The organism is Lentzea sp. NPDC058436 (assembly GCF_042721515.1).
In the GTDB taxonomy this organism is placed as follows: domain Bacteria; phylum Actinomycetota; class Actinomycetes; order Mycobacteriales; family Pseudonocardiaceae; genus Lentzea.
This window is the reverse complement of record NZ_JBHXLF010000001.1, coordinates 1,716,291-1,742,030: the sequence shown is the minus strand read 5'-3', so window position 1 is coordinate 1,742,030 and position 25,740 is coordinate 1,716,291. Positions and strand designations below refer to the sequence as shown.

Sequence of the window (25,740 nt, the reverse complement as noted above, 5' to 3'; positions counted from 1 at the left end):
CGAACACGGCGAACAGGATCCGATCATGACGACCTCCACTCCCCGGCGACGGGAGACGAACGACCAGGCGCGGCACGCGGCATCCGAGGAGCTGATGCTGATCACGGCGGGTTTCTGGAGTTTCAAGACGCTCGCCGCCGCCGTCGACCTGGGACTGTTCGCGTTGCTGCGCGACGGACGGTGCCTGAACCGTGCCGAGGTCGCGGCCGAGCTGGGCATTCCGGACCGTCCCGCGGACATGCTGCTGGCCGCGTGCGCCTCGTTGGGGCTGCTGCGCCGCGAGCGGGACGGCTACACGAACGACGACCTCGCGGAGGACCTGCTGGTGCCCGGCAGGCGCCGGTACTTCGGGGACTTCGTCCTCTACGCCGACCGCCGCGAGTACCCGGCGTGGCTCAGCCTCGGCGAGGCGCTGCGCACGGACCGCCCGCAGACCTGGAACCCCGACGAGCAGGAGACCGGGTACGCGGTCGAGGACGAGGTGATGACCGCCCTCTTCTGGAACGCCATGCACTCGCTGTCCAGCTCGACGGCCGAGGCACTGGCCGACGCGGTCGACCTCGGCGGCCACCGGCGGCTCCTGGACGTCGGTGGTGGTTCCGGCGCCTACAGCCTGGAGCTGTGCCGCCGCAATCCCGAACTCATGGCCACGGTGTACGAACTGCCGCACGTGTGCGAGCAGACCGCCGGCCGCATTGCCGAGGCGTCCCTGGAGCATCGCGTGGACGCCGTGGCAGGAGACTTCCGCGCGCCGGGGGCCGCGTTGCCCGCCGGCCACGACGTGATGCTGTTGAGCATGGTGCTGCACTGCTTCGACGAGGCGGCGTGCCGCGACCTGCTGCGCAAGTGCCGCCAGGCGATCGAGCCCGGCGGCACGATCCTGATCAGCGAGTTGCTGCTCGACGAGGACCGCGGCGGGCCACCACTCGCGGCGCTGATGGGGATGAACATGGTCGTGGAGTCCCAGGGCGGTCGCAACCACTCTGAGCTCGACTACCGCACCTGGCTCTGGGACGCGGGTTTCGAGGACGCCGAGGTCGTCCGGTTCCGCGGTGCGGGGGCCAACGGTGTGGTCGTGGCACGGGCAGGGGCACGGCCATGAGGTTCGACCTCTTCTGCAGCCTGGCGCAGACACCGCGCCCGGACGGGTTGCCGCCGCACGCGACGGTCCTGCGCGAGTTCCTCGACCAGGCCGTGCTCGCCGACGAACTGGGCTACGAGTGCGTGTGGGTCGCGGAGAGCCACTTCAGCAGCGAGGTGCAGAAGCGCCACCGGCGCCCGGTGATTCCACATTGGACGGGCGAGGTGGGCGTCAACACGGACGTGTGCCAGCTGGCGCCACAGGTGTTCGCACGCACCAGCCGGATCGACGTGGGATCCGCGATCCTCAACATCGTCGCGGGCGGCGGACCCGTGGTGGCGGCGGAGCGCGTGGCCACCGCGGTGGCCTGGCACGGACTCGACCCCGCCGAGCGGCGTCGCCTGCGGATCGGCTTCGCGGGCGGGCGGTTCGACTTCATCGCCCGCACCACCGGTGTCGCACCACGCGGCGAGTGGGAGGCGTTGGCGTGGCCCCAGGTCAAGCGGGCGCTGTCGTGGGAGGCCGGCGAGGTGTTCGTGCGCCTGCTGCGCGGTGAGACGCTGGCCGCCCAGGACGTGGCGGAGCGCTGGCTCGAACGAGAGGACTTCCCGGACGCCGACGCGTTCGCGCGGGTCGCCTCGCTCGCCGGTGCGGCAGGGCGGGAACGGGTGCGGGTGCCGAGGCGCTGGGACTTCGAGGCGACCAGGATCGTGCCGGACCGCCGCACCGGCCTGCTGCGCCTGTACGCGGGCACGCACGACGCCGGCCTGCAGACCCACCTCAACGAGTTCTTCCCGGTCCGCGCCTTCAACCTCAGCATCACCGCCCCCGCGGTGATCGAGGAGACCCACACCCGCCTGACCGGCGACTACCACCCGGACGGCGGGAAGTGGCAGCGGAGTTACATGCCGCGCACGACCTTCGTGTTCCTCGACGCGAGCGCGGGCGCCTCTCGTGCCACGCGCCGTGACCGCGCCCAGAACCACGCTCGCGAAGCGCTCACGGCGTACTGGCGGGCGATGGAAGGCACGCTCGACGACCGCAGGGTCGCCGACGCCGTGGACAACGCACTGGTGGGTGCGCCGGAGGACGTCGCGGACCAGATCGTCCACCGCTTCCACCCCGACGACCGGCTGATGCTCTGGTTCGACTTCTTCGCGCAGGACGGAGACCAGGTGCTCACCGGGATGCGCGACTTCCGGCGTCACGTGGTGCCCCTGCTCGAAGACGCCGGTGTGCCCGCGCATGCCTGACGCGCCACGGCACGAACCGCTCGCCCACGTCCTGCGGGCAGGGCTGGTGGAGAGCGTGCACCACGGGTCGATGATCGTTCTCGATCCGGCGGGCGAAGTGCTGTTCGCCGCGGGAGAGCCGGACGCCGTGCACCACCCGCGATCGACGCTGAAACCGGTGCAGGCCATCGCGATGGTGCGACTCGGGCTCACCCTGCCGGCGGACCTGCTGGCGCTCGCCGCGGGCAGCCACTCCGGCGAGGAACGGCACGTCGAGGGTGCCCGCGAGCTCCTCTCGCTGCACGACCTGAGCCCGGAAGACCTGCGCAACCCGCCGGAGCTTCCGATGGATCCCGAGGTCAGGCGTGCCCACCTCGCGGCGGGACGCGGGCGCGAGAAGCTCGCGCACAACTGTTCGGGCAAACACGCCGCCATGGTGGCCACGGCCCGTCTTCGCGGCTGGTCCACTGTGGACTACGAACGCGCGGAACACCCGGTGCAGCAGGCGATCGCCGCCACCGTCGCGGAACTGTCGGGCGAGACGCCCGCGCACGTCGCCGTCGACGGCTGTGGTGCGCCGGCCTTCGCGCTCACCCTGCGCGGTCTGGCACGCGCCATCGGCGTGATCGCCGCCGGCCGGGAGGGGACCGCCGCGGCGGCGGTGGCGGCCGCCATGCGTGCCCACCCCGAGATGGTGGGAGGCACGGGACGCGGCGTCACGGCACTGCTCCGCGCCGTGCCCGGCGTCGTGACCAAGGACGGCGCCGAGGGCGTCCAGGTCGCCGCGCTCGCGAACGGCTGTGCGGTCGCGGTCAAGGTGGGCGACGGTGCGGCACGCCCTCAGACCCAGCTGATCGCCGCCGGACTCCTGCTGTGCGGAGTGGCGAGCGAGCACCTCGCCGTCCTGCTCGACGGCGCGCTGGGCGACCGGCCCGACGGAGTCCGCTTGACCGCACCACTGCGCGGAGCCGTTGAGCAGGCAGGCGAACTCCGCACCGTGCCGGCCGGCGCGATGCTGCAGCCAGTGCGGTCAGGCGGGGTCGGTTAGGGGATGTCGGGCGCCACACGATGCCCGTGGAGGAACCGGTGGACCCAGGCTTCGAGATCGGTGACCGGCTCCGCGAACGCGCGCATGATCACCGGACCCGCCAGTGCGAACAGCGCGTCTCCCGGTGACTCGGCGACGAGCGCTCCTCGCCTTTGGTGGTGCCGGATCACCTCGTCGGCCTGCCGCAGCACATCGAGGTCCATTGTGGACGATCCCGGCTCGTGCCGACTCCGGCAGTGACGCAGGACGAGGAGCAGGTCGGCGGCCACGTCACCGGTGGGCAGGAGGCGGTCCGGCGCGGGGGTGGGGCGACTGCGCACGGCCTGCTCGACGAGGTTCGCCTTGGAGGTGAACCTGCGGAACAGGGTGGACTCGTTCACCCCGGCCGCCTCGCCGATCGCACGGGTCGTGGTCCGGTCGTACCCGCGTTCCGCGAGCAGGTCCAGGACCGCGTCGAACACGGCCCCGTCGGTGACCCGGCCGGTCACCGGTGTCGCCAGAGCAGTTCGCCGTTCTCCTGCAGGGACGCGTAGAAGTCCGGCAGCTCGTCGAACGCGCTGAAGGACTCCACGACGACGCGGCTCACACCGGAGGTGTGCAGGGTGCTGTGGAGCCGGAGGGTCGACGCGAGCACTGCTCGATCCGTGGTGTGGCAGTCGAACCCGACGAGGTAGGTCTTGCGGGCCGCGTCGTCGCCCTGTTTGCGCCATGCCGCGTGCAGGCTCGTCGCTCCCGGTGTCGCCTTGACCTCCTGCGTCGCCTCGTCGTCCAGCAGCACGTACCGGGTCGAGGCGGCGACGTGCGCGTTGGGGAGGGCGGTCGCCCTCTCGGTCTGGCAGTCGTGGTGGTGGAGGTGGTCCGCGACGCCGGTGCCGTCCTGCCGGTGGAGCCGGTCGCGCAGCATCACCAGGTAGTCGGGTGAACAGGTGCCGGCCTTCGCCATGAGCTGCCTGCGCAGCGCTCGGACGCGTGCGACCTGGGCGAGATCGGACCTGCCTGAGAACTCTTCCACGCGTTTCCCCGCCTCGGTCAGCTCAGGCTCGCGCACGGCGTGACGGGCCCGCCCGCGTCAGTGCCCGCGGACTCCCAGCGCAGCTGGGCGAACGTCGCCTCGAACGGCGCTGTCGTGTGCACCAGGAACGGCACGTCGACGTTCGAGGGGTCCAGCCCGCCGGAGGCGAAGCACTCCAGCGGGATCCTGACCGTGGTCTTCTGCCCGGGAGGCAGCTGCTGGAACAGGCCGGTGGCGTTCAGCGGTGCCTGGCAGGGGTAGTGGCAGTGCATGGCGAGGGAGACCTGGGCCGTCGGGGCCCTGAGGAGCACCACGTCGAAGGTCAGCGTGCCCGACTTCAGGAACGGGCGCGCGTCGAGCTTTCCCTGGGAGTTCTGCAGGTAGAACTGCCCGGCTCCGTTGCCCGTCCAGGTGACCTTCCTGCCGTCCCGCGTCGAGTTGACGTCGGCGGGGCTCACGGAGATGGCGGGCTGGGTCACGCTGCCGTCCGCGGACAGCGGCGTGCCCGTCCAGTTCGCGTCCGAGCCGATCAGACTGCGGAACGGCGAGACGTCCTTGCCGTCGCGGACGAAGTCGGGCGGCTGCGAGCTCGGCGCGGGGGAGTCGGGTGAGGTCCTGCCCACGGGTGCCGTGCTCGTGTCCGGGCCGTCCCCGGTCAGCACGACCGCGGAGATCGTGCCGGCACACAGAAGTGCGGCGGCAGCCGCGGCGGCGAACACGAGCCTGCGCCGTCCGAACCGCGCCATCGGTGTCGTGGGCTCCGGTGGCCCGGCCGGCAGCGAGGGGCGGTGAGGCGTGAACGGTCCCGTCACGCTCGGCGGCCCCACCCGTGGAGGTGGCGCTGGAGGGAGAGGGATGCGTTGTGGCGTGGGAGCGGTGTGACGGGGCTTGGTGATCTCGTGTCGCGCCACGGTGGCCGCGCCGAGCGCCACCCCGAGCTTGGGGTGCAGCCCGCGCCGCAGCGGCTTGCCCAGCGCGGTCGACACGGTGTGCGTGACGAGGGGGATCCGGGACGACCCGCCCACGAGCAGCACGCTGGCGAGGTCGGTGGGCTTCAGCCCCGCCGAGCTCACGGAGCGGATGAGGGCCTCGGTGGTGAGGTCCAGGTGCGGTTTGATGACCTGGTTGAACTCGGACCGGCTCACCTTCACCTTGCGCGGGCCGTCGGGCAGCGCAAGGTGCAGGACGGTGTCCGGTTCGGTGGACAGGGCCTCCTTGGCCTCCTTGCAGGCCTGGCGGACGCCGTGCAGCGCGCGGGCCTGCTCGGGATCGGCCGGGTCCAGCCTCCCGATCTCCCCGTCCAGGCGACTGTCCACAAAGGTCAGCAGTGACTGGTCGAAGTCGATTCCGCCCAGCTGCTCGACGCCCTCCGGCGTGCCGAGGATCTCCATGCCGTGAGGTCGCGCCCGGAGCACGGTCGCGTCGAACGTGCCCCCGCCGAGGTCGTACACGCCGATGAGCTCACCGTCGCCGAGCCTGCGTTCGACGGAGTGGTGCATGGCCGCGGCCTCGGGTTCGGTGATGATGCGCCAGTTCTTCAGCCCGGCCAGGCGCGGCACCTCGGAGAAGTGCTCGCGGCGGTACGGGCCCCACACCGCGGGGCAGGTGAGCACGACGGACTCGGGAGCGCATCTCTGCGTCGCCGTCACGAACGCGATCACGTCGCGCAGCTGCGCCGCCATCAACGCCGCCGGCGACCTCACGGCCTCACCGATCTTGAGCGGTGCCGGGTCCGCGAGGCGCCGCTTGTGGCCGACCGACGAGCGCTGCGGCCGCTTCCTGGCCTCGCCGTCCGCCGCCTCTCCGGTGATCAGGTCGCCGTTGTCCGTGAGGTACACGACGGAGGGCACGGTGACGTCGCGTCCCAGGGGGACGGCGCGGGTGCCGGAAGCGTCCGACACCGCCGCCGCGGTGTAGGTCGTGCCGAGATCGACACCCAGACCGTAGGACATCCACGAACTCCTGTTGTGTGACGTGGGAGGCAGCGTTCGATTGAACTGGGGATGCGGCCGGGCGCGCACGCTCATGTTGATCGCCCGGTACGTAGAGGCAGAGAAGCTGCCTCTTAGTACGGCTCGGCTGTCCGGGAAGTGTTCGACTGCAACACTTTTCCGGTGATCGTCTGGTCGAACCGGTGAGGTGCCGCGGGGCGTTGGCACTGTGCGCCCTGCTGCTGCTCGGGTCGTGCGCTCCTTCGCTGCCCGGCTGGGAGCTCGTCTTCGCCGACGAGTTCGACGGCGACCGCGGCGAGGCGCCGGACCCGCGGTGGTGGACGGCGGCGACCGGGGGCGGCGGCTGGGGCAACGAGGAGTTGCAGGACTACGACGCGCGCAACGCCGAGCAGGACGGCGACGGACACCTCGTGATCACCGCCGACCGGGCCACCGGCGGGACCTGCTGGTACGGCTCCTGCGCGTACTCCTCGGCGCGGCTGCACACCTCGGGGAAGTTCAGCCGGCTGCACGGACGGTTCGAGGCACGGGTGCGGGTGCCGCAGGGGCGGGGGCTGTGGTCCGCCTTCTGGATGCTGGGAGAGGGCGACGCCTGGCCGTACGCCGGCGAGATCGACGTGATGGAGCACCTCGGTTCGGAACCCGACGTGGTGCACGGAACGCTGCACGGGCCGGGCTACTCGGGCCCGCAGGGACCGACCGCCAGCACCCGTTCGCCCGGCGCGACGCAGGACTTCCGCACCTACGCCGTCGAGTGGGAGCCGGGGTCGGTGACGTGGCTGGTCGACGGCAGGGCCACCGCCACCTTCACCCCGGCGACCCTGCCGGCGGGCGCGCGCTGGGTGTTCGACCGCCCGCACCACCTGCTGCTCAACCTCGCCGTCGGCGGGCGGTGGCCAGGGCCGCCGGACGGCACGACCCCGTTCCCGAGCCGGCTGGTCGTCGACCACGTCCGGGTCTACGAACGAGCGGGGTAGGGACTTCTCAGCGCCCGCTCGTGCTGGCGGCGGGGGTGGAGGACGACGGGGTCGTGCTCGGGGCGGACGAACGGCTGGACGAGGTCGCGGTGGGGCTCGCCGAGGTGCCGGGAGCCGAGGTCGTCACCGGTCCGGGAACGGGCTCGGGCGTGCGGGTGACCGCGGTCTGCCTTCGCTGAGTCGCCTGGGGCGGTTGCGTCGTGGGTGCGGACGAGGGTGGCACGACAGCAGGTTCGCCGGTGCTCGGCGGCACGAGGCTCGGCACGGCTATCGAACGGGAGGCCGGCACCACGTTCGGCGCGGTGCTCGACGCCGGCGTCCTGGCGACGTGGCCGATGCCCGTCGTGATCGTGAGGAGCAGGGCCGACGAGCAGAGGACGAGCAGCGGAAGGCGCCTCCGTCCGGGCGCGAACCGCGAGGTCTTCTCGGACAAGGAACTTCTCCTGGCGCTGGGACGTGGTGGGGACGAGGACACGTCAGTTCTCGCCGACGTGCGGCGCAGGGGCGGGCAGGAACTCCGAGTCCGGGAAGTTCCTCTTCAGGGCGGCGGCCCACGCACCGGAGGCGATCATCTTCGCGAGCGCCTCGTCAACGCGCTGCCGTCCTTCGTCGTCGCCCTTGCGCAGGCCGATCCCGTAGCGCTCCTCGCTGAACCTCCTCCCGACCAGCCGCAGCAGCTCGGGGTTCTTCGCGGCGTAGCCGGCCAGGATCAGGTCGTCCGTCGTCACGGCGTCGACCTGCATGGCCAGCAGGGCGTTGACGCACATGTCGAACCTGGCGTACTCGACGAGGCGGACGGTGGCCGCGTGGTGCTGCCGGACCCGTTCGCTCGACGTGGTGCCCTGCACGGTGCAGAGCCGCCGGTCGCCGAGATCGCTCGGGCCGTTGATGGTCTTCTCGCTCTCGCGCACGAGCAGGTCCTGGCCCGCGGTGTAGTAGGGCCCCGCGAACGACACGTGCTGCTGCCGTTCCTCGGTGATCGAGTAACTCGCGACGACCAGCTGGACCTCACCCCGGGTGATGGCGCTCTCCCGGTCGGCGAGCAGGACCTGCTTCCAAGTGATGCCGTCCGCGGGTACCCGCAGCTCCTGCGCGACGTACTTCGCCACGTCCACGTCGAAACCGCGGACACTGCCGTCGGGCAGGCGCTGACCGAGCCCCGGCTGGTCGAAGGTGACACCGATGGTCAGGTGGGCTTCCGCGCTGGTCGAGAGGACCGGGGAGAGTGCCCGTGGGCCACCGCAGCCGCCGGCGCCGATCATGGCGCACGTCACCAGCAAGGCCGCGGTGAGGGCTCTTCGAGGCGTTGACAAATCCATCTCCGATGGGCAAAAGAAACTCATTCGTGATCGCGCCGAGATTAGACGGATTCGTTGCGCCTGAAGGGGTTCGGAACTTTGGTGAGGCGATTTCTGCACCTACGTGCAACGTCGGTCTGTGGCAGTGCCGGAAGCGGAACGGCGTGAACCGCCGGGCCGTCCGGTGCAGAATCGGCCGTACATTCGTGCAACGGAGTTTTTGTCAATCCGTTCACCCGGAAGAAGTACCGATTTACTTCGACGATGAGCAACTGCTGGACCACTCACCGTGGTGGCGTCGTCGGCACGATCGATCCCGGGGAGGTGGCGGTGCTGCGCGCTTACGTGACGGCGTTGTCCGGCCTGATCGACCGTCGGCTGAGCGCCTACCCGGTGAGGACGGGGTTCGTGCCCGACACGCCCGACGAGTTCACGACGGACAGCCGGCTGCGTGCGATCGTCCAACTCGGACACGGGCTCGGACTCGACGAACCGGACGAGGTGCTGAGGGCCTGCGAGCTCGACAGCCTCACCGGCACGTGGTGCGCGCTGGCGCTCATGCTCAGGACCCTCCGCAACGCGCGCGGGCACGTGGAGCTCTCCCACGCCGACGACGTGGCGGCGTGGCAGCGGGGGCTGGACGACCTCAGCACCTGGGCGCTCGCGATGTCGGGCCGCACGCGTTCGGAAGTGGTGCTGTGGCGGACGTTCTCCTGGCTCAACGACATGGCCTCCGGGCTCGCCCGTGTCGTGGTGGCCGGAGGTGGCGTCGGCTCGGTGGGTCCGCTGGAGTCCAGACCTCGTCCCTGAACGGTCCCCGTGGCTCGACTCCTGGGAAGTGAAGGCTTGTCTTCGATCGACGCGGCGGAGGACGGGTTCTCCGCGCTGGTGGTCACGCCCGACACGCTGACGGGCGCACGTCTGGAGGCGGACCTGGTGCGGGCCGGTGCGCGTGCCGTGTGCCGGGAGAGCTCGGCCGGCGCGGCCGTGTCCCGTTGGGAGGCCGGGACGTTCGGCCTCGTGGTGGTCGACCTCGACCCGTTCGAGGTCGGCGTGACGGAGCTGGTGCGGCACGTGGGCGGATCCCCGTCCTCCCGGCTCATGTTGCTGGTGGCGCCCGAGGACGTCGCGCTCGCGGCGGACCTGGTGACGCGGTTCCGCAACGTCGGCCTCCTGGTCAAACGAGCAGAGCCACAGGCGGAAGACCCGCGTCCCACCGGGTTGCGCCCGATCAGCGACGTCGACCAGAACGTCCTGCGGATGCTCGCCGGCGGCCACTCGCTGCGGTCCATCGCCCGCTCGGTCACCCTGTCGCCGCACACCGTGAAGCGCCGGATCGCCTCCCTGCGCGCCGAACTGGGAGCCGCGGACCGCGCCCACCTGGTGAGCACCGCGATCAGGAACGGGCTCATCGGATGAGCACCGCCGCGTTGCGCGTTCGTGCGGTCCGCGGCAGGAATCCGGACAGTGAACGCGTCCGTCCCGTGTGGAGGGGGAGGTTCGTCTGCCTACTTTGGACGCAACCTTGAGTTTGCGGGGACACCATGGACGTTCGATCGAAGCTGGTGAGACACGGCGACGCGCTGTGCGAGGAGGTGAGCTCCTTCGCGGAGGAGCTCGGCGCCACCAGTCCGGCGCTCGCCACCGTCGCGTTGACCACGCTCGGCGACCTGGCCGACCGGGACACCCGGCACGCCAGGCTCCTGCCGGTCGTGCTGCTCGAAGCGCTGGGCCGGCCGGGAGCGCCCGCCCGGCCCGCCGCGGTCGTGTCGAGCCTCTGGTGGTCGGGGTTCGAACGCCTGAGGTACGCGCGCGGGCCGCACGCCGTGCGAAGCGCCATGGCGACGATGACCCTCCTGCCGCACCGGTACCTGGAGTCCCTGCCGGGCAGGAGCCGCGTCAGGGCGACCTGGAGCGAGGCGCTCACCAGGGCGACGACCTCGGCCGTCGACAGCCTGCTCGCCGCTTTCGCCCCACAGCCGCCGGTCATGACCAGGGAGCGCGTACTGGGTGAACACATGGCGACCTTCGGCGCGGCCTGTGCCAGGGACACCGCCATGGCCGCGTCCCTGGCGGGACAGGACGTCAACCGCTGGCGGCAGTTCGGCCTGATGCACGGTGTGCTGCAGGGCATCGCCGCCGATAGCGCCGACAACGCCGACGACGCCACCCGTGCCTGCCGTCCAGCGGCTGCGGGATGGTCGGCCGCGGGATCCTCAGTCGCGGGATGGTCGGCTGCGGGATCGTCGGCCGCAACGGGGATCGCACCTCCGCCGCCCTTGTTGCTCGCGCACGCGTTCACCGCGAACCCGGCCAACCAGGACCGCCTCGCGAGGCTCCGCAAGGAGGCCGCCACCGCGCCGAACGCGCGGGTGGCGCTCTGCGACCTCGCACACTCCGGGTCCGCGGTCCGCTCCTACAACCAGGACGTCGGACGCCTGCGCCTGCAGGTGCTCGACCTGCTCGCGGGGATCGTGGCCCCCGGTCCTTTCCGGACGGTGGTGGAGGAGTCGGTCGACGTCGCGGCCGAGGCGGCACTGGCACGCCCACGTGAGCTCCTGGGCGCCACCGCCGGGGCGTGAACGCGTTGCGGGGTGGCTGTTCGGGCTGAGTTCCTTCCCGAACAGCCGCATCGGGGCGGACATCGGGCTGCGCGGCGCGTTCGCCGGATTAGTGTCGGTTCACCGCCCGCATGGCGGCCTCGCGAACACCGCCCGCCTTGCGTACTCCGCTCGGCTCGCGAACATCGCCCGCCTTGCGTACTCCGCCCGCCTCGCGAACACCGCCCGCCAGACCGCCCCGGTGCTCCGTCCGTGCCGCCGCCATCCGCGGGGCACCGGGGCTTCCACCTCGCGCGCCGTCGATCTCCCGCCGCTGGCGCGCGAGGTCGTGGGCTGTGCCGTGGTTCGGGGCGACCGGTGCGCTTCGATCCGACGCCATGCGAGGCCGCCGCTCACGAGGGCCGGCGCGCCTCCGTCCACAACCGCCACGCGAGCGGGCTCTCGGGCGCGGAGCGGTCGCCGTTCTCCTGGAACGACAGGATCACGCGGGCACCGCCGAGCTTTCCGCGATCCACCCGGACGCCCCCGCCCGCCGCCTCAGTGGCGGTCCTGGCGATGCTGAGTCCCAGCCCCGTCGAGCCCCGTGCGCTGGAGCCGCGGCGCAGTGCGGCCTCGGAGTCCGCGATGCCGTCGCCCCCGTCCTCGACGACCAGTCTGGCCCAGCCGGCGTGCGCGACCACCTCCACCAGCAGGGGAGTGGGGGGTCGGGTGTGCTGGAAGACGTTGTCCAGCAGGACGTCCAGCACGGCCTCCACCGTGTCGCGGTTGAGCGGGACGGTCGCCGCGTCCGCGTGCAGTGCCAGTTCGCAGTGCCTGCCCTGGATCTCCGCGTGGACCGACCAGAACGCCATGCGCGCGGCCACCACGGCGACCAGGTCGCAGGTGCCGGCGGCTGTCGTCGGTGCCGTGGTGGCGAAGGCGCGGATCAGCCTGTCCACGTCGCGCTCCATCGCCACGACCGAGGCGCGGATGCGTTGGGTCGCCGGGTCGTCGTCCAGCGCGTCGACCTCCAGGTGCAGCGCCGTCAGGGGCGTGCGCAGGCGGTGGGACACGTCGGCGATCACCTCGCGTTCACGCGCCAGCGACTGCTTCGCCCCGTCGGTCGCCGCGTTGATGGCACCGGCGAGCGCGACGAGTTCGGGAGGGCCCGGTAGCGCGACTCGCTCGCCGTTGCCCGCAGCCTCGGTCAGCGCGCGGAGGGAGACGACGACGGGGTGGAAGAGGCGGCTCGCGAGGGCTGCGGCCGCGCGGCACGTGACGGCGAGGGCCACCAGCAGCACTCCCGCCTCCACCAGCGGCAACCGCGCCGGGGACGACGTGATCTCGACCCGCACCCCGCCACCGGGCGCGGCCAGGTGGCGGGCGGAGAGGTCCGCCGCCGGACCGGGGGTGGTGCCGAGGGTGCCGCCGTCCGGCAGCCGCACCAGCAGGCGGCCTTCCGGACCTGACCGGGTCCTGGCCACGGCACCGCGCAGCGCCTCCCGGTCCTGCGTGACCGCGAGAACCGCGGCGATCAGCTCGACGTCCCGCTCGTCCTGGAGGCGTTTCTCGCGGTCCCGCAAGGTCATCAGCGCGAACGACACGAGAACGGCGACGACGGTGACGAGGAGGAGCGCTGCCGACACCGCCCGGCGCAGCGCTCTCGTCACCGGGGAACCGCGAGCTTGAAACCAATTCCTCGAACGGTGTGGACGAACCGCGGGCGGGCGGCCGTCTCGCCGAGCTTGCGGCGCAACCAGGACACGTGCACCTCCAAGCTCCTCGTGTCACCATCGAACCGCTTGCCCCACACGCCTTCGCAGATCTCGTCGCGCGGTATCGCCTGACCGGCCTTGCGCGCGAGGAAGGTGAGCAGGTCGAACTCCCTGCGCGTCAGCGTGAGCGGGCGTTCTCCGAGAGCGGCTGAACGCACGTCGAGATCGATGGTGAGCTCACCGACGCGCAGCACCGCGACGGCGGGGCCACCCGCGGCGCCGGAACTCCTGCGCAGCAGCGCGCCGATCCGTGCGGTGAGATGACTGGCGGAGAACGGTTTGGTGATGTAGCCGTCCGCTCCCGCCTCAAGTGCGGACACGATCGAGTCCTCGTCCGTGCGCGCGGTGGAGACCAGCACCGGTGTGGTGGTGATTCCCCGCAGCATCCGCAACGCCTGCACGCCGTCGAGGTCCGGCAGCCCGAGGTCGAGCAGGATGAGGTCCAGGTCGATCGCCGCCGCCGCGCGCAGTGCCTCCGCCGCCGAAGCGGCCGGGTGGACCGTGTGCCCGAGTCCGTGCAGGGTCTGCGTCATCGCGGTCCGGATTGCGGCGTCGTCCTCGACCACCAGCGTTGCGCCCATCGTTCGACGGTAGTCGTGAAGTCGTTCCCCGGAAACGAACTTTCGGGCAGGTCTCGTGGTGTTTCGGTCACGTGAACGGCTTATGAAACCGTGTCGTCGCTTTAACTTCCTTTTAGGGCAACGACGTTTATGTTCGTCGCCGACCCGCACCAGCGGTGTTCTCAGTCACAGCTGTGGAGTTGGCGTGGCAGAAGTACTTCTCACCGGCCTGGGCAAGGCCTACGGCGACGGCACCCGCGCCGTGACCGAACTGGACCTCAGCATCGCCGACGGCGAGTTCCTCGTTCTCGTCGGGCCTTCGGGCTGCGGCAAGACCACCGCGCTGCGCATGATCGCGGGCCTCGAAGCCATCAGCGAGGGCACGATCACCATCGGCGACACGGTCGTGAACGACGTGCCGCCGCGTGATCGCGACGTCGCGATGGTGTTCCAGTCCTACGCGCTCTACCCGCACCTCAACGTGTACGACAACATCGCTTTCGGCCTCACGCTGCGCAAGCTGTCGAAGAGCGAGATCGACGAGCGCGTGCGCAAGGTCGCGGCGATGCTGGAGCTCGGCGACCACCTCGAACGCAAGCCGCGCAACCTCTCCGGCGGGCAGCGGCAGCGCGTGGCCATGGGACGCGCGATGGTCCGCGCGCCGCGGGTGTTCCTCATGGACGAACCACTGTCCAACCTGGACGCGAAGCTGCGCGTGCAGATGCGCGCCCAGATCGCGCGCATGCAGCGGGATCTCGGCGTCACGACCGTGTACGTCACACACGACCAGACCGAGGCGATGACCCTCGGCGACCGCGTCGCGGTGATGAAGAGCGGTGTGCTGCAACAGGTCGGCCCACCGCAGGAGCTGTACGACCGTCCGGTCAACCTGTTCGTCGCCGGCTTCATCGGCTCGCCCGGCATGAACCTCGTGGCAGGCAGGCTGACGCTGGACGACGACGACCGCCTCTGGGTCGAGCTGAACTCCGACGCCCTGCTGCTGCCGGAGTCCGTTCTGCACGACCGGCCCGGTCTGCGGAACCACGTCGGCAAGGACGTCGTGGTCGGCATCCGTCCGGAGGACATGGAGGACGCCACGCTCGTGGAGGCCTCCGAGGGCTGCATCCTGCACGCGGTCGCCGACCTCGTGGAAGCGATGGGGTCCGACGTGCTCGTGCACTTCCCGGTCGAGGCGGCCCCGGTGGTCACCGACGACACGCGGGCGCTGGCCGCGGACACCGGCGCGGACGACGTCCTGCCCGCCGCGGACGGCCGGTCGGTCCTCGTCGGCAGGTTCAGCCCCCGCACCAAGGTCTACGAGGGCCAGCCGGTGGCGGTCTGGGTGGACACGTCTCGCCTGCACTTCTTCGACCCGGCCAACGGGTCGTCAATCTGGTTCCAGGAGACCTGATGAGCGCTAAGAAGTTCACCGTCGCACTCGCGGCGCTGCTGACGCTGACCGCCTGCGGTTCCGGCTCCGCCGGCAGCGGTGAGGGCGGGCTGAAAGGGGCGACGCTCGACGTCGTCGGCACGTGGACGGGGGACGAGCAGGCCGCGTTCGAGGCGGTGCTCGCGGAGTTCTCGTCCCAGACCGGTGCCACCGTGCGCTACACGGCGGCGGGCGACGAGCTGCCCACCGTCCTGCAGACGAGAACGCAGGGCGGCACACCACCGAACGTGGCACTCGTGCCCCAGCCCGGCCTGGTCGAGCAGTTCACGAAGCAGGGCGTGCTGAAGCCGCTGAACGACGAGGTGAAGCAGACCGTCGCCGACAACTACGCGCCGATCTGGAGCAAGCTCGGCAGCGTCGGCGGCACGATGTACGGCATCACCTTCAAGGTGGCCAACAAGTCCACCGTCTGGTACGACTCCGACGCGTTCGAGACGGCCGGCGTCAGCGTGCCGAAGACCTGGGACGAGTTCATCGCCGTCAGCAAGACCGTCTCGGAGACCGGGACCGCCGCGGTGTCCATCGGCGGCGCGGACGGCTGGACGCTGACGGACTGGTTCGAGAACGTCTACCTGCGCACCGCCGGTCCCGAGATGTACGACAAGCTGGCGTTCCACGAGATCCCGTGGACCGATCCGTCGGTGCGCAAGGCGCTTGAAGTGCTCGCCGTTCTCTTCGCGGACCAGAAGCTGATCGACGGCGGTGCGTCCACCGCGCTGCAGACCGACTTCGCCAAGTCCGTCACCAACGTCTTCAGCGACCCGCCCAAGGCGGCCATGGTCTTCGAGGGCGACTTCGTGGCTGGCGTGATCCGCGCGAACACCAAGGCGGACGTGGGCGGCAAGGCCAAGTTCTTCCCGTTCCCGTCGGTCGGGGGCAGCCCCGAGGGCGCCGTCGTCGGTGGTGACATCGCCGTGCAGTTCCGCGACGACGAAGCGACGAACGCGCTGATGAAGTTCCTCGCGCAGCCGAAGGCCGGCGAGGTCTGGGCGGCGAAGGGCGGTTACCTCTCGCCCAACAAGAACATCGCGGTCAAGACCTACGTGGACTCGGTGAGCCAGGAGCTCGCGACGCAGCTCGTCGAGGCCGGGGACAACGTCCGGTTCGACCTGTCCGACCTGACGCCGTCCGCGTTCGGCGGCACCAAGGGCGCCGGGATGTGGAAGGACCTCCAGGACTTCCTCGCCGACCCCTCGAAGCTCGACGCGGTCGTGCAGAGCCTTGAAGCCAACGCCGCCAAGGCCTACGGGAAGTGACACGAGTGCCCACCACCCGCCCCACCCCGCGCCCCGGCAGCACCGCGCTGCCGGGGCGCTCCCCCCGCAACGCGGTGCTGTTCCTGCTGCCCGCCGCGATCCTGCTCCTCGCACTCGTCGTGTACCCGCTGGTGTTCTCGCTCGTGCGGAGCTTCTTCGACCAGACCGGCACCGAGTTCGTCGGCGTGCGCAACTACGTCGACACCTTCACCGACGACCGGACGTTGACCGCCTTCCGCAACAACGTGATCTGGGTCGTCGTCGCCCCTGCGGCGGTGACCTGCCTGGGCCTGGTCTTCGCCGTTCTGAGCGAGAGGATCCGCTGGGCGACAGCGTTCCGGCTCGTGCTGTTCATGCCGATGGCGATCTCCCTGTTCGCCTCCGGGGTCATCTTCCGGCTGGTCTACGAGGAGGACCCCGACCAGGGCATCGTGAACGCGGCGGCGGTCGGCGTGCACGACGTGTTCGACTCGCCGTCGCCCTATCCCGGTGCACGGCCGAGGGAGAACACCGGTTTCGCGGCCGGGGACGAGGGATTCGCCACCGCGGACAGGTACGCGCCCGGCGACGTGGTGACGGTGCCGCTGGTCGGGTTCCCGGCGAAGGACCTGCCGGACACCGCTTCCGCCGTCGCACCACCGCAGGCACGCCCCGGCGAACTGCGCGGTGTCGCGTGGCTCGACGTGTCCGCGGGCGGCGTGACCGGTACACCTGACAGGGCGGAGAGGAGCCTGCCCGGACTCACCGTGGAGGCGCTCGACCCGTCCGGCCAGGTGGCGGGCAGGACGATGACGGGCGACGACGGCCAGTTCGCGTTCGCCGGTCTGGCTCAGGGGGAGTACACCGTCCGGCTCGTGGAGCAGAACTTCGCGCTGCCGTTCCGCGGACTCACGTGGCTCGGTCCGTCGCTGATCACCCCGGTGATCATCTCCTCCTGGATCTGGATCATGACCGGGTTCGCCATCACGTTCATCGCCGCGGGGCTCGCCGCGATCCCGCGTGACGCCCTGGAGGCCGCGCGCGTCGACGGCGCCACCGAGTGGCAGGTGTTCCGCAAGGTCACCGTGCCGTTGCTCGCTCCGGTGCTGCTGGTCGTGTTCGTGACGCTGGTGATCAACGTGCTCAAGATCTTCGAGCTCGTGTTCGTCATCGCGCCGGGCTCGGTGCAGGAGGAGGCGAACGTGCTGGCCCTGCAGATGTGGCAGGTGTCGTTCGGCGCCGGCGGAGACCAGGGCGCGGGCAGCGCGCTCGCGGTGCTGCTGTTCCTGCTGGTCGCCCCAGCGATGCTCTTCAACATCCGCCGATTCCGCCGGGAGCAGACGTGACGACCTTGATGACCAGGGAGACCGGGCAGGTGGAGGTTCCGGTGAGCGGGGCTCCCCGGCGAGGGGGCGGCGCCAGGCTGGTGGCGCGGCTGGGTGGCGGTGCGGTCCAGGTGCTGCTCGCGCTCGTCGCGCTCTTCTGGCTGGTACCGGTGTTCGGCCTGTTCGTCGCGTCGCTGCGGGACGAACAGGCCAACACGTCCTCGGGCTGGTGGACGATCTTCACCAAACCGGCGGAGCTCACCGCCGGCAACTACGCCTCGCTGCTGGCCGACTCGACCGTGCTGCGGTCGTTCCTCAACACGGTCTACATCGCCGTGCCGTCGACGGTGCTGGTGATCGTGATCTCCGCGCTGGCCGCGTACGCGTTGTCCTGGATCGACTTCCCCGGCCGCGACTGGCTGACGCTGGTCGTCGTCGCCCTGCTGGTGATGCCGATCCAGGTGGCGCTGATCCCGGTGGCGAAGCTGTTCGGCGCACTGGACCTGTTCGGCACCATCACGGGTGTCGTGCTGTTCCACGTCGCGTTCGGCCTGCCGTTCGCGATCTTCCTGCTGCGCAACTTCTTCACCGGCATCCCGCGCGACCTGATCGAGGCCGCGCGGATGGACGGAGCGAAGGAGTGGCTGATCTTCCGGCGGGTGATCCTGCCGATCGGCAAGCCCGCGATCGCGTCGCTGACGATCTTCCAGTTCCTGTGGGTGTGGAACGACCTGTTGGTGGCGCTGGTGTTCGCGGACCCGGACTCGGCGCCGCTCACCGTGGCGCTGCGGTCGCAGCTGAGGCAGTTCGGCAGCAACATCGACCTGCTCGCCAGCGGTGCGTTCCTGTCGATGGTGGTGCCGCTGGTGGCGTTCCTGGCCTTCCAGCGCTACTTCGTGCAGGGCGTGCTCGCGGGATCCACGAAATGATGCCCTCCGATGTACGTGAGGGCACTGTTTCCGCACCAAGGTGTCGGGTGGGGCCGGTTCTGGCGTCCGGCGTTCCCGGAGCGGGTCTACTCGGACCGTGATCTGCTGGGACCGCCGTGACACCGAGGTCGTCGGGTACTTCGACGAGTTCGAGATCGGTGTGCTGCGCGGGTACGCGGCGAGCCTGCTGCGGCTGATCGCGCACCGCGCCGGTACCTACACGGGGGTGGCGGGCCGTGCGCTTCCCCCTGGGACCACGGCCGACCCGAGGCTGCTCGCGATCCTGCGCGCGGAACTGGGGGAGTCCGAACCGGACTGGGTGCTCGCCTGTCAGGAGGCACCCTGCCTGGCGGAGGTGGCCGAGTGCGTGCGGACGCACCTCGGCTGCCTGCCGCCCGCCGGAGGCCTGGTGACGCTCGGACCCGACGCCGTGGTCGCGTGGGCGCGGGTCGTCCGCTGGTACCTGGCCGTGCTCGACGCGGTGACGGACGAGTCGGGCCGGGCGACGGGGAAACCCGTCACGCCGACGCTCGCGTGGTTCACGGGGATGGCGGCCGGGCTGAGGAACGTGGTGGAGCCGTCGGTGACCTGCTGACGGTCACCGCAGAACGCCCGCCAGGACCGTCGTCACGACCTTGCGCACCGACTCGGGCGCCTCGGGACCGTTCTCGGTGAACCGCAGGTGCGCGGCGCCGATCAGCGTGGGCGCGAGCACGTCGACGTCGGCGTCGGGTGCGATCCTGCCCAGGTCGCGTTCGGCCCTCAGGTAGCCGGCGACCACGGCCGTCGTCTCGCCCACCAGCGGGAACCGGGCGGTGCCTGCCGCGCGGAGGCGGGTGCGGAGCTCGTCCCTGGCGATGACGAGCACCACGATCGCCACCACGACCGGGTCGAAGCCGTTGACCAGGGCGGTGGTCAGGTTGTCCGTGACGGTGCCGGAGCCCGCTCTGTCCACGAGGTCGGCGGCGTGGGCCTCGACCTGCGCGATGCGGTCCAGCACCAGCTCGGTGAGGAACGCGTCGAAGTCGGCGAAGTGCCGGTGCAGCACCCCCTTGGAGACGCCGGCCTCGGCGGTGACCGCGCGGCTGGTCAGCTCGCTGGCCCCGTCCCTGAGCAGGACGCGCCGGGCGGCGTCGAACAGCTGCTGACGCGGGTCGCGCAGCGCCACTCCAGTGGGCACACCTTCTCCTTCAGCTCAGGGCGAACCCATGAGTGGGCACTTGCCCACTAGAGTGGGCACATGGTCACTCTAGCGCCCCCACCTGCACCGGAACCGCATCGGCACCGTCGGCTGGCGGAGTCGTTCGGCGTTGATCCCCAGCGGTACGACCGCACCAGGGCCGCCTACCCCGAAGCGGTGATCGAGCGGATCGCGGCCGTGGGGCCCGGCTGTCTCGACGTCGGCTGTGGGACCGGCATTGTGGCGCGGCAGCTCCGGGCGGCCGGTCGGACGGTCCTCGGTGTCGAACCCGACGCGCGCATGGCCGAGTTCGCGCGGGGGACCGGCGTCGAGGTCGAGGTCGCGACGTTCGAGGCGTGGGAGCCTGCGGGGCGCACGTTCGACGCGGTCGTCTCCGGCACGGCGTGGCACTGGGTCGACCCCGTCGCGGGTGCGGCCAAGGCGGCCCAGGTCCTGCGTCCGGGAGGGGTGCTCGCGCCGTTCGGGCACGTCTACGAACTGCCGCCCGTCGTCGCGGAGGCCCTCGCTGCCACTTACCGGCGGCTCGCGCCTGACTCACCGATCGCGGGGAGATCCGAGGTGTCCATCTTGGACGCCTATCAGGGGCTGTACGTCCGGGCCGCCGACGGGGTCCGCGAGGCGGGCGGGTTCGGTGAACCGGTGTTGTGGCGTCACGACTGGGAACGCGCTTACAGCCGTGACGAGCTGCTGGACCTGGTTCCGACGTCCGGTGGCCTCACGACCCTTCCGCCGGAGCAGCTGGCCGAGGTGCTGGCCGCTGTCGGCGCGGCGGTCGACGAGCTGGGCGGCACCGTCACGCTGCCGTACGCCACCTGGGGACTCACCGCCGTCCGCACGTAGGCCCCGCTCGAAGCGCTTCCGGTCGGCACGCGAACAATGCGGTCGGAGGTGGTCCGATGATCGAACGTACGGGAGTGCGCGCGTCAGTGCTGGTCGCGCTGGTGTTCGTGGTCGCGCTCAACCTCCGGCCCGCGTTGACCTCCGTGGGGCCGTTGCTGCCGCAGATCGGGGAGGAGACCGGGCTCTCCGAGGGGGCGCTCGGGCTGCTGGGAGCGTTGCCGTTGCTGGCGTTCGCGGCGATCTCCCCGCTGGTGCAGCATCCCGCGCGGCGGTTCGGGGTGGAACGCACGCTGCTGGCCGCCCTCGTCGTGCTCGCGGCCGGCACCGCGCTGCGGGCCGTCCTCGGTGACGCCGGTCTGTGGATCGGCACGGCGGTCGCGGGATCGGCCATCGCGATCGGCAACGTGCTGGTGCCGACGATCGTCAAGCGCGACTACCGCGACCACGTGTCGATGGCGACAGGCGTCTACTCCGCCTGCATCACCGTCGGGGCCTCGGTCGCGTCCGCGGTGGCGGTGCCGCTGTCGCACGCCGCGGGCTGGCGTGGCGCGCTCGCGTTCTGGGCGATCCCCGCGCTGGTCGTCGCCGTGCTGTGGCTGCCACGAGCGTGGACCGGTAGGCCGGTCGTCGAGACCGCGCACACGAACCTGCAGGCGGCCGTGAGCGTGTGGCGTCAGCCGACCGCGTGGCTGGTGACGGCGTTCATGGGACTGCAGTCCACGACGTTCTACGTCATGGTCACCTGGCTGCCGACCGTCGAGATGGCGTCGGGCGTGCCCGCCGGGCAGGCCGGCGTCCACCTGTTCGTCTACCAGATCGTCGGCGTCGCGTCCGGCCTCGCGATCCCCCGCCTGATGCGGCGCGGCGACAGCCAGGTCACCGCTGCCGTCACCGCCAGCGTGCCGATGGTCGTGGGCGTGACCGGGCTCCTGCTGCTGCCGTCGTGGAGCATCGTGTGGGCGGTGGTCGCGGGTCTCGGCACGGGCGCGTCGCTGGTCGTGGCGCTCACGCTGATCAGCCTGCGCGGCCGCGGCCAGCAGGGGACCACGCAGCTGTCCGGCATGGCCCAGTCGCTCGGCTACCTGTTCGCGGCGCTGGGCCCGGTCCTGGCGGGCGTGCTCGCCGAGCGCACCGGCTCGTGGACGGCGTCCCTCGCCCTGGTCGGCGTGCTCGCCGTCGTGCAGGTCGTCGTGGCGGTGGCCGCCGGTCGTGTCCCGCCCGAAAGTGCCCGCTGAGCAACGGATCACGGTACGGTCCGTGCCGGGTGGCGAACGGCTCGGCACGTTGGAGGCACTGCATCCGTGACTACCACAGGCGAGGGTCTCTGGTCGTTGGTCATGGACCTGCCGATCGAGCGGAGCACCGTGGTGTCGGCGATGCGCGGCCACGTCCAGGAGGCCCTGCCCGGCCTGAGCGAGGACCACCTCTACGACGTGCTGCTGGTGGTGACCGAGCTCGTGTCGAACGTCCTCGACCACACGACCGGCGGCGGGCGGTTGCGCCTGCTGCTCAACCGGGTCGGCTGCCAGGTGGCGGTGGAGGCCGACGACGACTCGGTGCAGCAGCCGGTGTACGGGGAGTCGAGGCTCGGCGGGAACCGGGGCAGGGGCATGGTGATGATCGACAACATCACCCACGCGTGGGGCACGCGGCCTCGTGCGGAGGGCGGCAAGACGGTGTACGCGCTGGTCTGGTGCGAGGACCAGCGGTTGTGACGATCCCCGCGGGGCAATAGCGTGGAGGTAGGGTTGACCTCCGATGCTTCGCACGGAGTGCCGATGGGAGAGCGGGCGATGGACCGGCAGTCGGACGGAACGGTCAGCGTGCTGACCGCCCACACGGTCGACCACCACGGGATCACGGTCGTGGTCGTCGCCGGCGAGATCGACATGACGACCGAGGACTCGCCGCTGAACCAGGCGCTCTCGGCCGTGCGGCGCAAGCCCGCCGGTCTGGTCGTCGACCTGGGCGCGGTGAGCTTCTTCGGGTCCGCCGGCATCAACCTGGTGCTGAACGTGTGGCGGCACGCGGTGTCGGACGGCGTCCCGCTCGCCGTCGTCGGCGGCCGCACGGTCTCGCGCCCGCTGGAGATGTCCGGCGCGGACGCGGTCCTGTCGCTGCACCCGAGCCTGGCCGAGGCACTCGCCGCGGTCCGGACCGTGCCACCGCAACGGCGGCGCTGACGCCGTCAGAAACCCTTGGCGGGGTTGAGGATTCCGCGCGGGTCCAATGAGGACTTGATCCTGGCGTGGACGTCGAGCACGTCGTCGCCCGCCTCGCGCGCGAGCCAGTCCCGCTTGAGCAGGCCGACGCCGTGCTCGCCGGTGACCGTTCCTCCCAGTTCCAGGGCGAGGGCGAAGACGTCGTCCCCTGCCTGCCGCACGGCCTCCGGCGGGCGGTCGGCGGTCCTGTCGTAGGCGATGATCGGGTGCAGGTTGCCGTCGCCCGCGTGGGCGAACGAGTAGATCTCCACCCCTCGCGCGTCCGCGATGCGTTCGACGCCCTGGAACGCCTCGGCCAGGCGGGAGCGGGGCACGCAGATGTCCTCGATCAGCGCGCGGCCGAACCGTTCGATCGACGGCAGTGCCTTGCGGCGCGCGAAGAGCAGTTCCTCGGACGAGGCGGGGTCGGCGGCGAGCGACGTCCAGGTGGCCTCCTTGCCGAGGACCTCGCCGATCGCGGTGATCTCCGCTTCGGCGGCGGCGCCGTCGGCCTGCGCGATCACGAGCGCCTGGCCGCGTTCGGCGAAGTCCGTGCCCTGCGCCCGGTCGATGACGCGCAGGGTGGCGCCGTCGAGCAGTTCGAGCAGGCTCGGCTCACGGCGGGCCCGCGCGAGTTCGCTGCACGCCGTGGCTGCGGCGAGCACGCTGTCGTACGCGGCGACGGCGGTGAGGGTGTGCACCGGCAGTGGGCGCAGGCGGAGGGTCGCGCCGACCACGACGCCCAGCGTTCCCTCAGACCCGACGAACAGGGCGGTCAGGTCGAGACCCGCCACCCCCTTGACGGTCGGCCGCCCGGTGCTGATCAACCGGCCGTCCGCGAGCACGACGTCCAGTCCCAGCACGGCTTCCCTGGTGACGCCGTGCTTGACGCACCGCATGCCACCGGCGTTCGTCGCGATGTTCCCGCCGATCGTGGAGATCTCCGCGCTGGCCGGGTCCGGGGCGTACCGCAGCCCGAGCTCACCGGCGGCGCGGTCGAGCGCCGCGGTGATCACGCCGGGCTCGACCACCGCGACCTCGTCCACCGGGTCGATCGAGAGGATCCGGTTCAGGCCGCTGACGTCCAGCACCACCTCACCGCGCCCGGCCACCGCGCCCCCGGCGAGTCCCGTGCCCGCGCCGCGCGGAACGACGGGGACGCGGCGCTCGTGGGCCAGTCGCAGGGTCTGCCGCACGTCGTCCACGGTGGACGCGCGGACGATCGCCAGCGGCAGACTCCCCGACGAGGCGCCGGACCGGTCGGTCGCGAGCGCGGCGAGATCGTCCGGGGTGGTGGACACGCCGCCGACGGAGGCGGTGAGTTCGTCGAGAAACCCCATCACACCACGATGTCCGGCAGGTCGCCGCCGAGCTTCAGGCTCTCCAGGAACAGCACGACGGTCGCGGCGACCGAGCGGTGGGAGACGTCGTTGAGGACGTCGTGGTGGCCACCGACGACGGTCCGCAGGCGCGCCTCGGAGAACGGTGCGAACGCGGCGGCCAGGGGAGTGACGGGGTCCTTGTCGCCGTGCAGCACGAGCGTCGGCACCGTGGACGGTGCCACGACCCAGTCGCTCGGCACGGGCCGGGCGAGCGCGCCTCGGGTGAAGTCCGCGTCCTCGCTCAGAACGCGTTGGTGCGTCGGGCACGCGGACCGCGCGTCCAGTTCGGACTGCCAGCCGGTGACCGGCGTGCTGTCCGGCAGCGCGAGCCCCGCGAGCACCACGCCGTCGGCCAGGTCCGCGAGTTGGGAGGCGAACGACGCGCCGGTGTCCGAACCCGCGAGCACCCTGGGTGCGGGCAGGTCGTCGTCGGCCAGCAGCGCCTCGACCTGCTTGCGGGTGGTCACGAGGTCGTCCAGGTCGGTCTCGACCACGCGCACCCGGTAGGCGTCGGTGGCGATCCGGCGGCCGAAGCGCTGGTAGGTCCGCGCGGTCTCGCCGCGGCCGGTGAGCAGGATGACGGTGCCGCGCGCCGCGAGGCCGGGTGGTTCGTCCCAAGCGCCGGTGCTGGAGGTGGTGGTCACGGGCACCACCCTGGTCGGCGGGCGCGGGCGAAGTCCAAGAGCGTTTCTCGATGACTACCGATGCGGATGCGTGATGAATCCGCAAGCCCCTCGCGCGCACGTTCTCACATGCCGGTCAGGCATCTCGAATCGTGCTCGGGTCGGCTCTAATCGAGGCATGACGAATTCGCTCGACCTCGAACACCTGCGAACGCTGATCGCGATCGCCGAGTGCGGCGGGTTCAGCAAGGCCGCCGCGGTCCGGCACATCAGCCAGCCCGCGCTGAGCCAGCACGTCAGGCAGCTCGAACGCGGCCTCAAGCGCAAGCTCTTCGAACGCGACGGCCGCAACATGCGCTTCACCCACGAGGGAGAACGCGTGCTGGCCGAGGCACGCGCGATCATCGAGGTCCACGACGCGTCGCTGCGCAGGCTGGTCGCGGAGCAGGACAGGACCATCGTGGTCGGCTCGACCGAGCACAGCGCAGAGCAGATCCTCCCGGAGATGATCAGGGCGTTGCAGTCGGCGTTCCCCGGCTGCTCCACGAGGTTCGAGATCGGCAGGTCCACCCAGCTCACCGAGGCGGTGAACAAGGGCACCGTCGACTTCGCGTTCGTCCTCGACCCGAGCGGGCAGGGCGCCGGTCACCTCGTCGGGCAGCTGCCGCTGGTCTGGTACGCGCCGCGGGGCTGGACCCCGGAACCGGCGTGCCGGCTCGTGGCGTTCGAAGAACCCTGCGGGCTGCGGGAACGCGCGCTGTCGGTGCTCGCCGCCGAAGGCCACCGCGTCGAGGTCGTCGGCCAGTCCACGACCCTGGAAGGCGTGCTGGCCGGGGTCCGCGCCGGTCTGGGCGTCGCGTTGCTGCCGAGCGCCGGCGGCCGTCCGACCGGCCTGACCGTCCACGGCGACCTCCCCGACGCCGGGACGACCCACCTGCGGATGGTCGCGCGACGCGGCCTGGCGGCGGACGTCGAGCAGACCGCCCTGTCGGCGGGCACCGACTTCTTCGCCCAGCGGCCGCACCTGCAGCTGGTGCCGAAAGGGGCGTGAGTCGATAAGGCGCGGCTATCGGTTTGCT

General features: G+C 71.2%; 27 protein-coding genes. 17 read left to right on the top strand and 10 right to left on the bottom strand.

The features are described 5' to 3' along the window. The first annotated feature begins 25 nt into the window (after positions 1-25). The 3 genes from ACFWN2_RS07185 to ACFWN2_RS07175 are packed head-to-tail and all read left to right on the top strand — an operon-like array spanning position 26 to position 3,361. On the top strand, positions 26-1,102 hold the full coding sequence (locus tag ACFWN2_RS07185; RefSeq protein WP_382425461.1) for a methyltransferase: 1,077 nt from the start codon (positions 26-28) through the stop codon (positions 1,100-1,102). Further along, positions 1,099-2,334, top strand: a complete 1,236-nt coding sequence (locus tag ACFWN2_RS07180; protein WP_382425460.1) for an LLM class flavin-dependent oxidoreductase — start codon at positions 1,099-1,101, stop codon at positions 2,332-2,334. The genes ACFWN2_RS07185 and ACFWN2_RS07180 overlap by 4 nt, the downstream gene beginning before the upstream one ends. Next, positions 2,327-3,361, top strand: a complete 1,035-nt coding sequence (locus ACFWN2_RS07175) for an asparaginase (protein ID WP_382425459.1) — start codon at positions 2,327-2,329, stop codon at positions 3,359-3,361. The genes ACFWN2_RS07180 and ACFWN2_RS07175 overlap by 8 nt, the downstream gene beginning before the upstream one ends. On the opposite strand, the gene ACFWN2_RS07170 is transcribed toward ACFWN2_RS07175, so the two are convergent. The 3 genes from ACFWN2_RS07170 to ACFWN2_RS07160 are packed head-to-tail and all read right to left on the bottom strand — an operon-like array spanning position 3,358 to position 6,325. After that, a complete protein-coding gene (locus ACFWN2_RS07170) occupies positions 3,358-3,849 on the bottom strand; it encodes a helix-turn-helix domain-containing protein (protein WP_382425458.1) in 492 nt (163 codons plus the stop codon). The genes ACFWN2_RS07175 and ACFWN2_RS07170 overlap by 4 nt on opposite strands. Beyond that, positions 3,846-4,373 carry a hypothetical protein gene (locus ACFWN2_RS07165; RefSeq protein ID WP_382425457.1) on the bottom strand — a complete coding sequence of 176 codons (528 nt, stop codon included), beginning with the start codon at positions 4,371-4,373 and terminating at the stop codon, positions 3,846-3,848. Before ACFWN2_RS07165 ends, ACFWN2_RS07170 begins: the two co-directional genes overlap by 4 nt. 17 nt (positions 4,374-4,390) lie before the next feature. Continuing rightward, the gene (locus ACFWN2_RS07160; protein ID WP_382425456.1) at positions 4,391-6,325 is read right to left on the bottom strand and encodes an Hsp70 family protein; all 1,935 of its coding nucleotides are present in this window, start codon (positions 6,323-6,325) and stop codon (positions 4,391-4,393) included. A 200-nt stretch (positions 6,326-6,525) separates the two neighbouring features. Here ACFWN2_RS07160 and ACFWN2_RS07155 point away from each other — a divergent pair, with 200 nt between their 5' ends. Continuing rightward, positions 6,526-7,302, top strand: a complete 777-nt coding sequence (locus ACFWN2_RS07155; protein ID WP_382425454.1) for a family 16 glycosylhydrolase — start codon at positions 6,526-6,528, stop codon at positions 7,300-7,302. Between the two features lie 7 nt (positions 7,303-7,309). Here the strand turns inward: ACFWN2_RS07155 and ACFWN2_RS07150 are convergent, their stop codons facing one another. Beyond that, a complete protein-coding gene (locus ACFWN2_RS07150) occupies positions 7,310-7,735 on the bottom strand; it encodes a hypothetical protein (protein WP_382425452.1) in 426 nt (141 codons plus the stop codon). A 43-nt stretch (positions 7,736-7,778) separates the two neighbouring features. After that, positions 7,779-8,564 (bottom strand): glutamate ABC transporter substrate-binding protein, encoded by a 786-nt coding sequence (locus ACFWN2_RS07145; RefSeq protein WP_382425450.1) that lies wholly within the window; start codon positions 8,562-8,564, stop codon positions 7,779-7,781. Positions 8,565-8,864: 300 nt separating this feature from the next. On the opposite strand from ACFWN2_RS07145, the gene ACFWN2_RS07140 reads away from it, so the two are divergent. The 3 genes from ACFWN2_RS07140 (at position 8,865) to ACFWN2_RS07130 (ending at position 11,182) form a co-directional block, all read left to right on the top strand. Next, entirely contained in the window at positions 8,865-9,410 is a 546-nt protein-coding gene (locus tag ACFWN2_RS07140; protein WP_382425449.1) for a hypothetical protein, read from the top strand. 36 nt (positions 9,411-9,446) lie between these two features. Then, positions 9,447-10,019, top strand: coding sequence for a response regulator transcription factor (locus ACFWN2_RS07135; protein WP_382425447.1), 573 nt, complete (start codon positions 9,447-9,449; stop codon positions 10,017-10,019). A gap of 125 nt (positions 10,020-10,144) precedes the next feature. Continuing rightward, positions 10,145-11,182, top strand: coding sequence for a hypothetical protein (locus ACFWN2_RS07130; protein WP_382425446.1), 1,038 nt, complete (start codon positions 10,145-10,147; stop codon positions 11,180-11,182). Between the two features lie 371 nt (positions 11,183-11,553). Here ACFWN2_RS07130 and ACFWN2_RS07125 read toward each other — a convergent pair whose 3' ends face one another. Then, positions 11,554-12,810, bottom strand: a complete 1,257-nt coding sequence (locus ACFWN2_RS07125) for a sensor histidine kinase (RefSeq protein ID WP_382425445.1) — start codon at positions 12,808-12,810, stop codon at positions 11,554-11,556. Next, positions 12,807-13,496: a response regulator gene (locus tag ACFWN2_RS07120; RefSeq protein WP_382425444.1), complete on the bottom strand. Its 690-nt coding sequence runs from the start codon at positions 13,494-13,496 to the stop codon at positions 12,807-12,809. Before ACFWN2_RS07120 ends, ACFWN2_RS07125 begins: the two co-directional genes overlap by 4 nt. A gap of 184 nt (positions 13,497-13,680) precedes the next feature. Between ACFWN2_RS07120 and ACFWN2_RS07115 the strand changes: the two genes are divergently transcribed. The 5 genes from ACFWN2_RS07115 (at position 13,681) to ACFWN2_RS07095 (ending at position 19,009) form a co-directional block, all read left to right on the top strand. Next, on the top strand, positions 13,681-14,886 hold the full coding sequence (locus ACFWN2_RS07115) for an ABC transporter ATP-binding protein (RefSeq protein WP_382425443.1): 1,206 nt from the start codon (positions 13,681-13,683) through the stop codon (positions 14,884-14,886). After that, entirely contained in the window at positions 14,886-16,181 is a 1,296-nt protein-coding gene (locus tag ACFWN2_RS07110) for an ABC transporter substrate-binding protein (protein ID WP_382425442.1), read from the top strand. Before ACFWN2_RS07115 ends, ACFWN2_RS07110 begins: the two co-directional genes overlap by 1 nt. Positions 16,182-16,186: 5 nt before the next feature. After that, positions 16,187-17,506: an ABC transporter permease subunit gene (locus ACFWN2_RS07105; RefSeq protein WP_382425441.1), complete on the top strand. Its 1,320-nt coding sequence runs from the start codon at positions 16,187-16,189 to the stop codon at positions 17,504-17,506. Then, positions 17,503-18,414 carry a carbohydrate ABC transporter permease gene (locus tag ACFWN2_RS07100; protein WP_382425439.1) on the top strand — a complete coding sequence of 304 codons (912 nt, stop codon included), beginning with the start codon at positions 17,503-17,505 and terminating at the stop codon, positions 18,412-18,414. Before ACFWN2_RS07105 ends, ACFWN2_RS07100 begins: the two co-directional genes overlap by 4 nt. Before the next feature lie 97 nt (positions 18,415-18,511). Continuing rightward, positions 18,512-19,009, top strand: coding sequence for a hypothetical protein (locus tag ACFWN2_RS07095; RefSeq protein WP_382425438.1), 498 nt, complete (start codon positions 18,512-18,514; stop codon positions 19,007-19,009). Positions 19,010-19,012: 3 nt separating this feature from the next. Here ACFWN2_RS07095 and ACFWN2_RS07090 read toward each other — a convergent pair whose 3' ends face one another. Then, the gene (locus tag ACFWN2_RS07090; protein ID WP_382425437.1) at positions 19,013-19,594 is read right to left on the bottom strand and encodes a TetR/AcrR family transcriptional regulator; all 582 of its coding nucleotides are present in this window, start codon (positions 19,592-19,594) and stop codon (positions 19,013-19,015) included. 60 nt (positions 19,595-19,654) lie between these two features. Between ACFWN2_RS07090 and ACFWN2_RS07085 the strand changes: the two genes are divergently transcribed. From ACFWN2_RS07085 to ACFWN2_RS07070, 4 genes are all read left to right on the top strand, one after another. Next, a complete protein-coding gene (locus ACFWN2_RS07085) occupies positions 19,655-20,455 on the top strand; it encodes a class I SAM-dependent methyltransferase (protein WP_382425436.1) in 801 nt (266 codons plus the stop codon). Positions 20,456-20,511: 56 nt separating this feature from the next. After that, positions 20,512-21,690 carry an MFS transporter gene (locus ACFWN2_RS07080; RefSeq protein ID WP_382425435.1) on the top strand — a complete coding sequence of 393 codons (1,179 nt, stop codon included), beginning with the start codon at positions 20,512-20,514 and terminating at the stop codon, positions 21,688-21,690. 66 nt (positions 21,691-21,756) lie between these two features. Continuing rightward, entirely contained in the window at positions 21,757-22,170 is a 414-nt protein-coding gene (locus ACFWN2_RS07075; RefSeq protein WP_382425433.1) for an ATP-binding protein, read from the top strand. Between the two features lie 63 nt (positions 22,171-22,233). Then, positions 22,234-22,638 carry an STAS domain-containing protein gene (locus ACFWN2_RS07070; RefSeq protein ID WP_382425432.1) on the top strand — a complete coding sequence of 135 codons (405 nt, stop codon included), beginning with the start codon at positions 22,234-22,236 and terminating at the stop codon, positions 22,636-22,638. Between the two features lie 5 nt (positions 22,639-22,643). On the opposite strand, the gene ACFWN2_RS07065 is transcribed toward ACFWN2_RS07070, so the two are convergent. Then, positions 22,644-23,996, bottom strand: a complete 1,353-nt coding sequence (locus tag ACFWN2_RS07065) for an FAD-binding oxidoreductase (protein ID WP_382425431.1) — start codon at positions 23,994-23,996, stop codon at positions 22,644-22,646. Then, positions 23,996-24,682, bottom strand: coding sequence for an alpha/beta hydrolase (locus tag ACFWN2_RS07060; protein ID WP_382425430.1), 687 nt, complete (start codon positions 24,680-24,682; stop codon positions 23,996-23,998). The genes ACFWN2_RS07065 and ACFWN2_RS07060 overlap by 1 nt, the downstream gene beginning before the upstream one ends. A gap of 157 nt (positions 24,683-24,839) precedes the next feature. On the opposite strand from ACFWN2_RS07060, the gene ACFWN2_RS07055 reads away from it, so the two are divergent. After that, positions 24,840-25,712, top strand: a complete 873-nt coding sequence (locus ACFWN2_RS07055; protein WP_382425428.1) for a LysR family transcriptional regulator — start codon at positions 24,840-24,842, stop codon at positions 25,710-25,712. The last annotated feature ends 28 nt before the right edge of the window (positions 25,713-25,740 follow it).

Bases quoted from the DNA above. Each gene is read 5' to 3' on its own strand.
- ACFWN2_RS07185 (WP_382425461.1), top strand. From the start codon at position 26: ATGACGACCTCCACTCCCCGGCGACGGGAGACGAACGACCAGGCGCGG.
- ACFWN2_RS07180 (WP_382425460.1), top strand. From the start codon at position 1,099: ATGAGGTTCGACCTCTTCTGCAGCCTGGCGCAGACACCGCGCCCGGAC.
- ACFWN2_RS07175 (WP_382425459.1), top strand. From the start codon at position 2,327: ATGCCTGACGCGCCACGGCACGAACCGCTCGCCCACGTCCTGCGGGCA.
- ACFWN2_RS07160 (WP_382425456.1), bottom strand. From the start codon at position 6,325: ATGTCCTACGGTCTGGGTGTCGATCTCGGCACGACCTACACCGCGGCG.
- ACFWN2_RS07145 (WP_382425450.1), bottom strand. From the start codon at position 8,564: ATGATCGGCGCCGGCGGCTGCGGTGGCCCACGGGCACTCTCCCCGGTC.
- ACFWN2_RS07140 (WP_382425449.1), top strand. From the start codon at position 8,865: ATGAGCAACTGCTGGACCACTCACCGTGGTGGCGTCGTCGGCACGATC.
- ACFWN2_RS07130 (WP_382425446.1), top strand. From the start codon at position 10,145: ATGGACGTTCGATCGAAGCTGGTGAGACACGGCGACGCGCTGTGCGAG.
- ACFWN2_RS07120 (WP_382425444.1), bottom strand. From the start codon at position 13,496: ATGGGCGCAACGCTGGTGGTCGAGGACGACGCCGCAATCCGGACCGCG.
- ACFWN2_RS07110 (WP_382425442.1), top strand. From the start codon at position 14,886: ATGAGCGCTAAGAAGTTCACCGTCGCACTCGCGGCGCTGCTGACGCTG.
- ACFWN2_RS07085 (WP_382425436.1), top strand. From the start codon at position 19,655: ATGGTCACTCTAGCGCCCCCACCTGCACCGGAACCGCATCGGCACCGT.
- ACFWN2_RS07080 (WP_382425435.1), top strand. From the start codon at position 20,512: ATGATCGAACGTACGGGAGTGCGCGCGTCAGTGCTGGTCGCGCTGGTG.
- ACFWN2_RS07070 (WP_382425432.1), top strand. From the start codon at position 22,234: ATGGGAGAGCGGGCGATGGACCGGCAGTCGGACGGAACGGTCAGCGTG.
- ACFWN2_RS07065 (WP_382425431.1), bottom strand. From the start codon at position 23,996: ATGGGGTTTCTCGACGAACTCACCGCCTCCGTCGGCGGCGTGTCCACC.
- ACFWN2_RS07055 (WP_382425428.1), top strand. From the start codon at position 24,840: ATGACGAATTCGCTCGACCTCGAACACCTGCGAACGCTGATCGCGATC.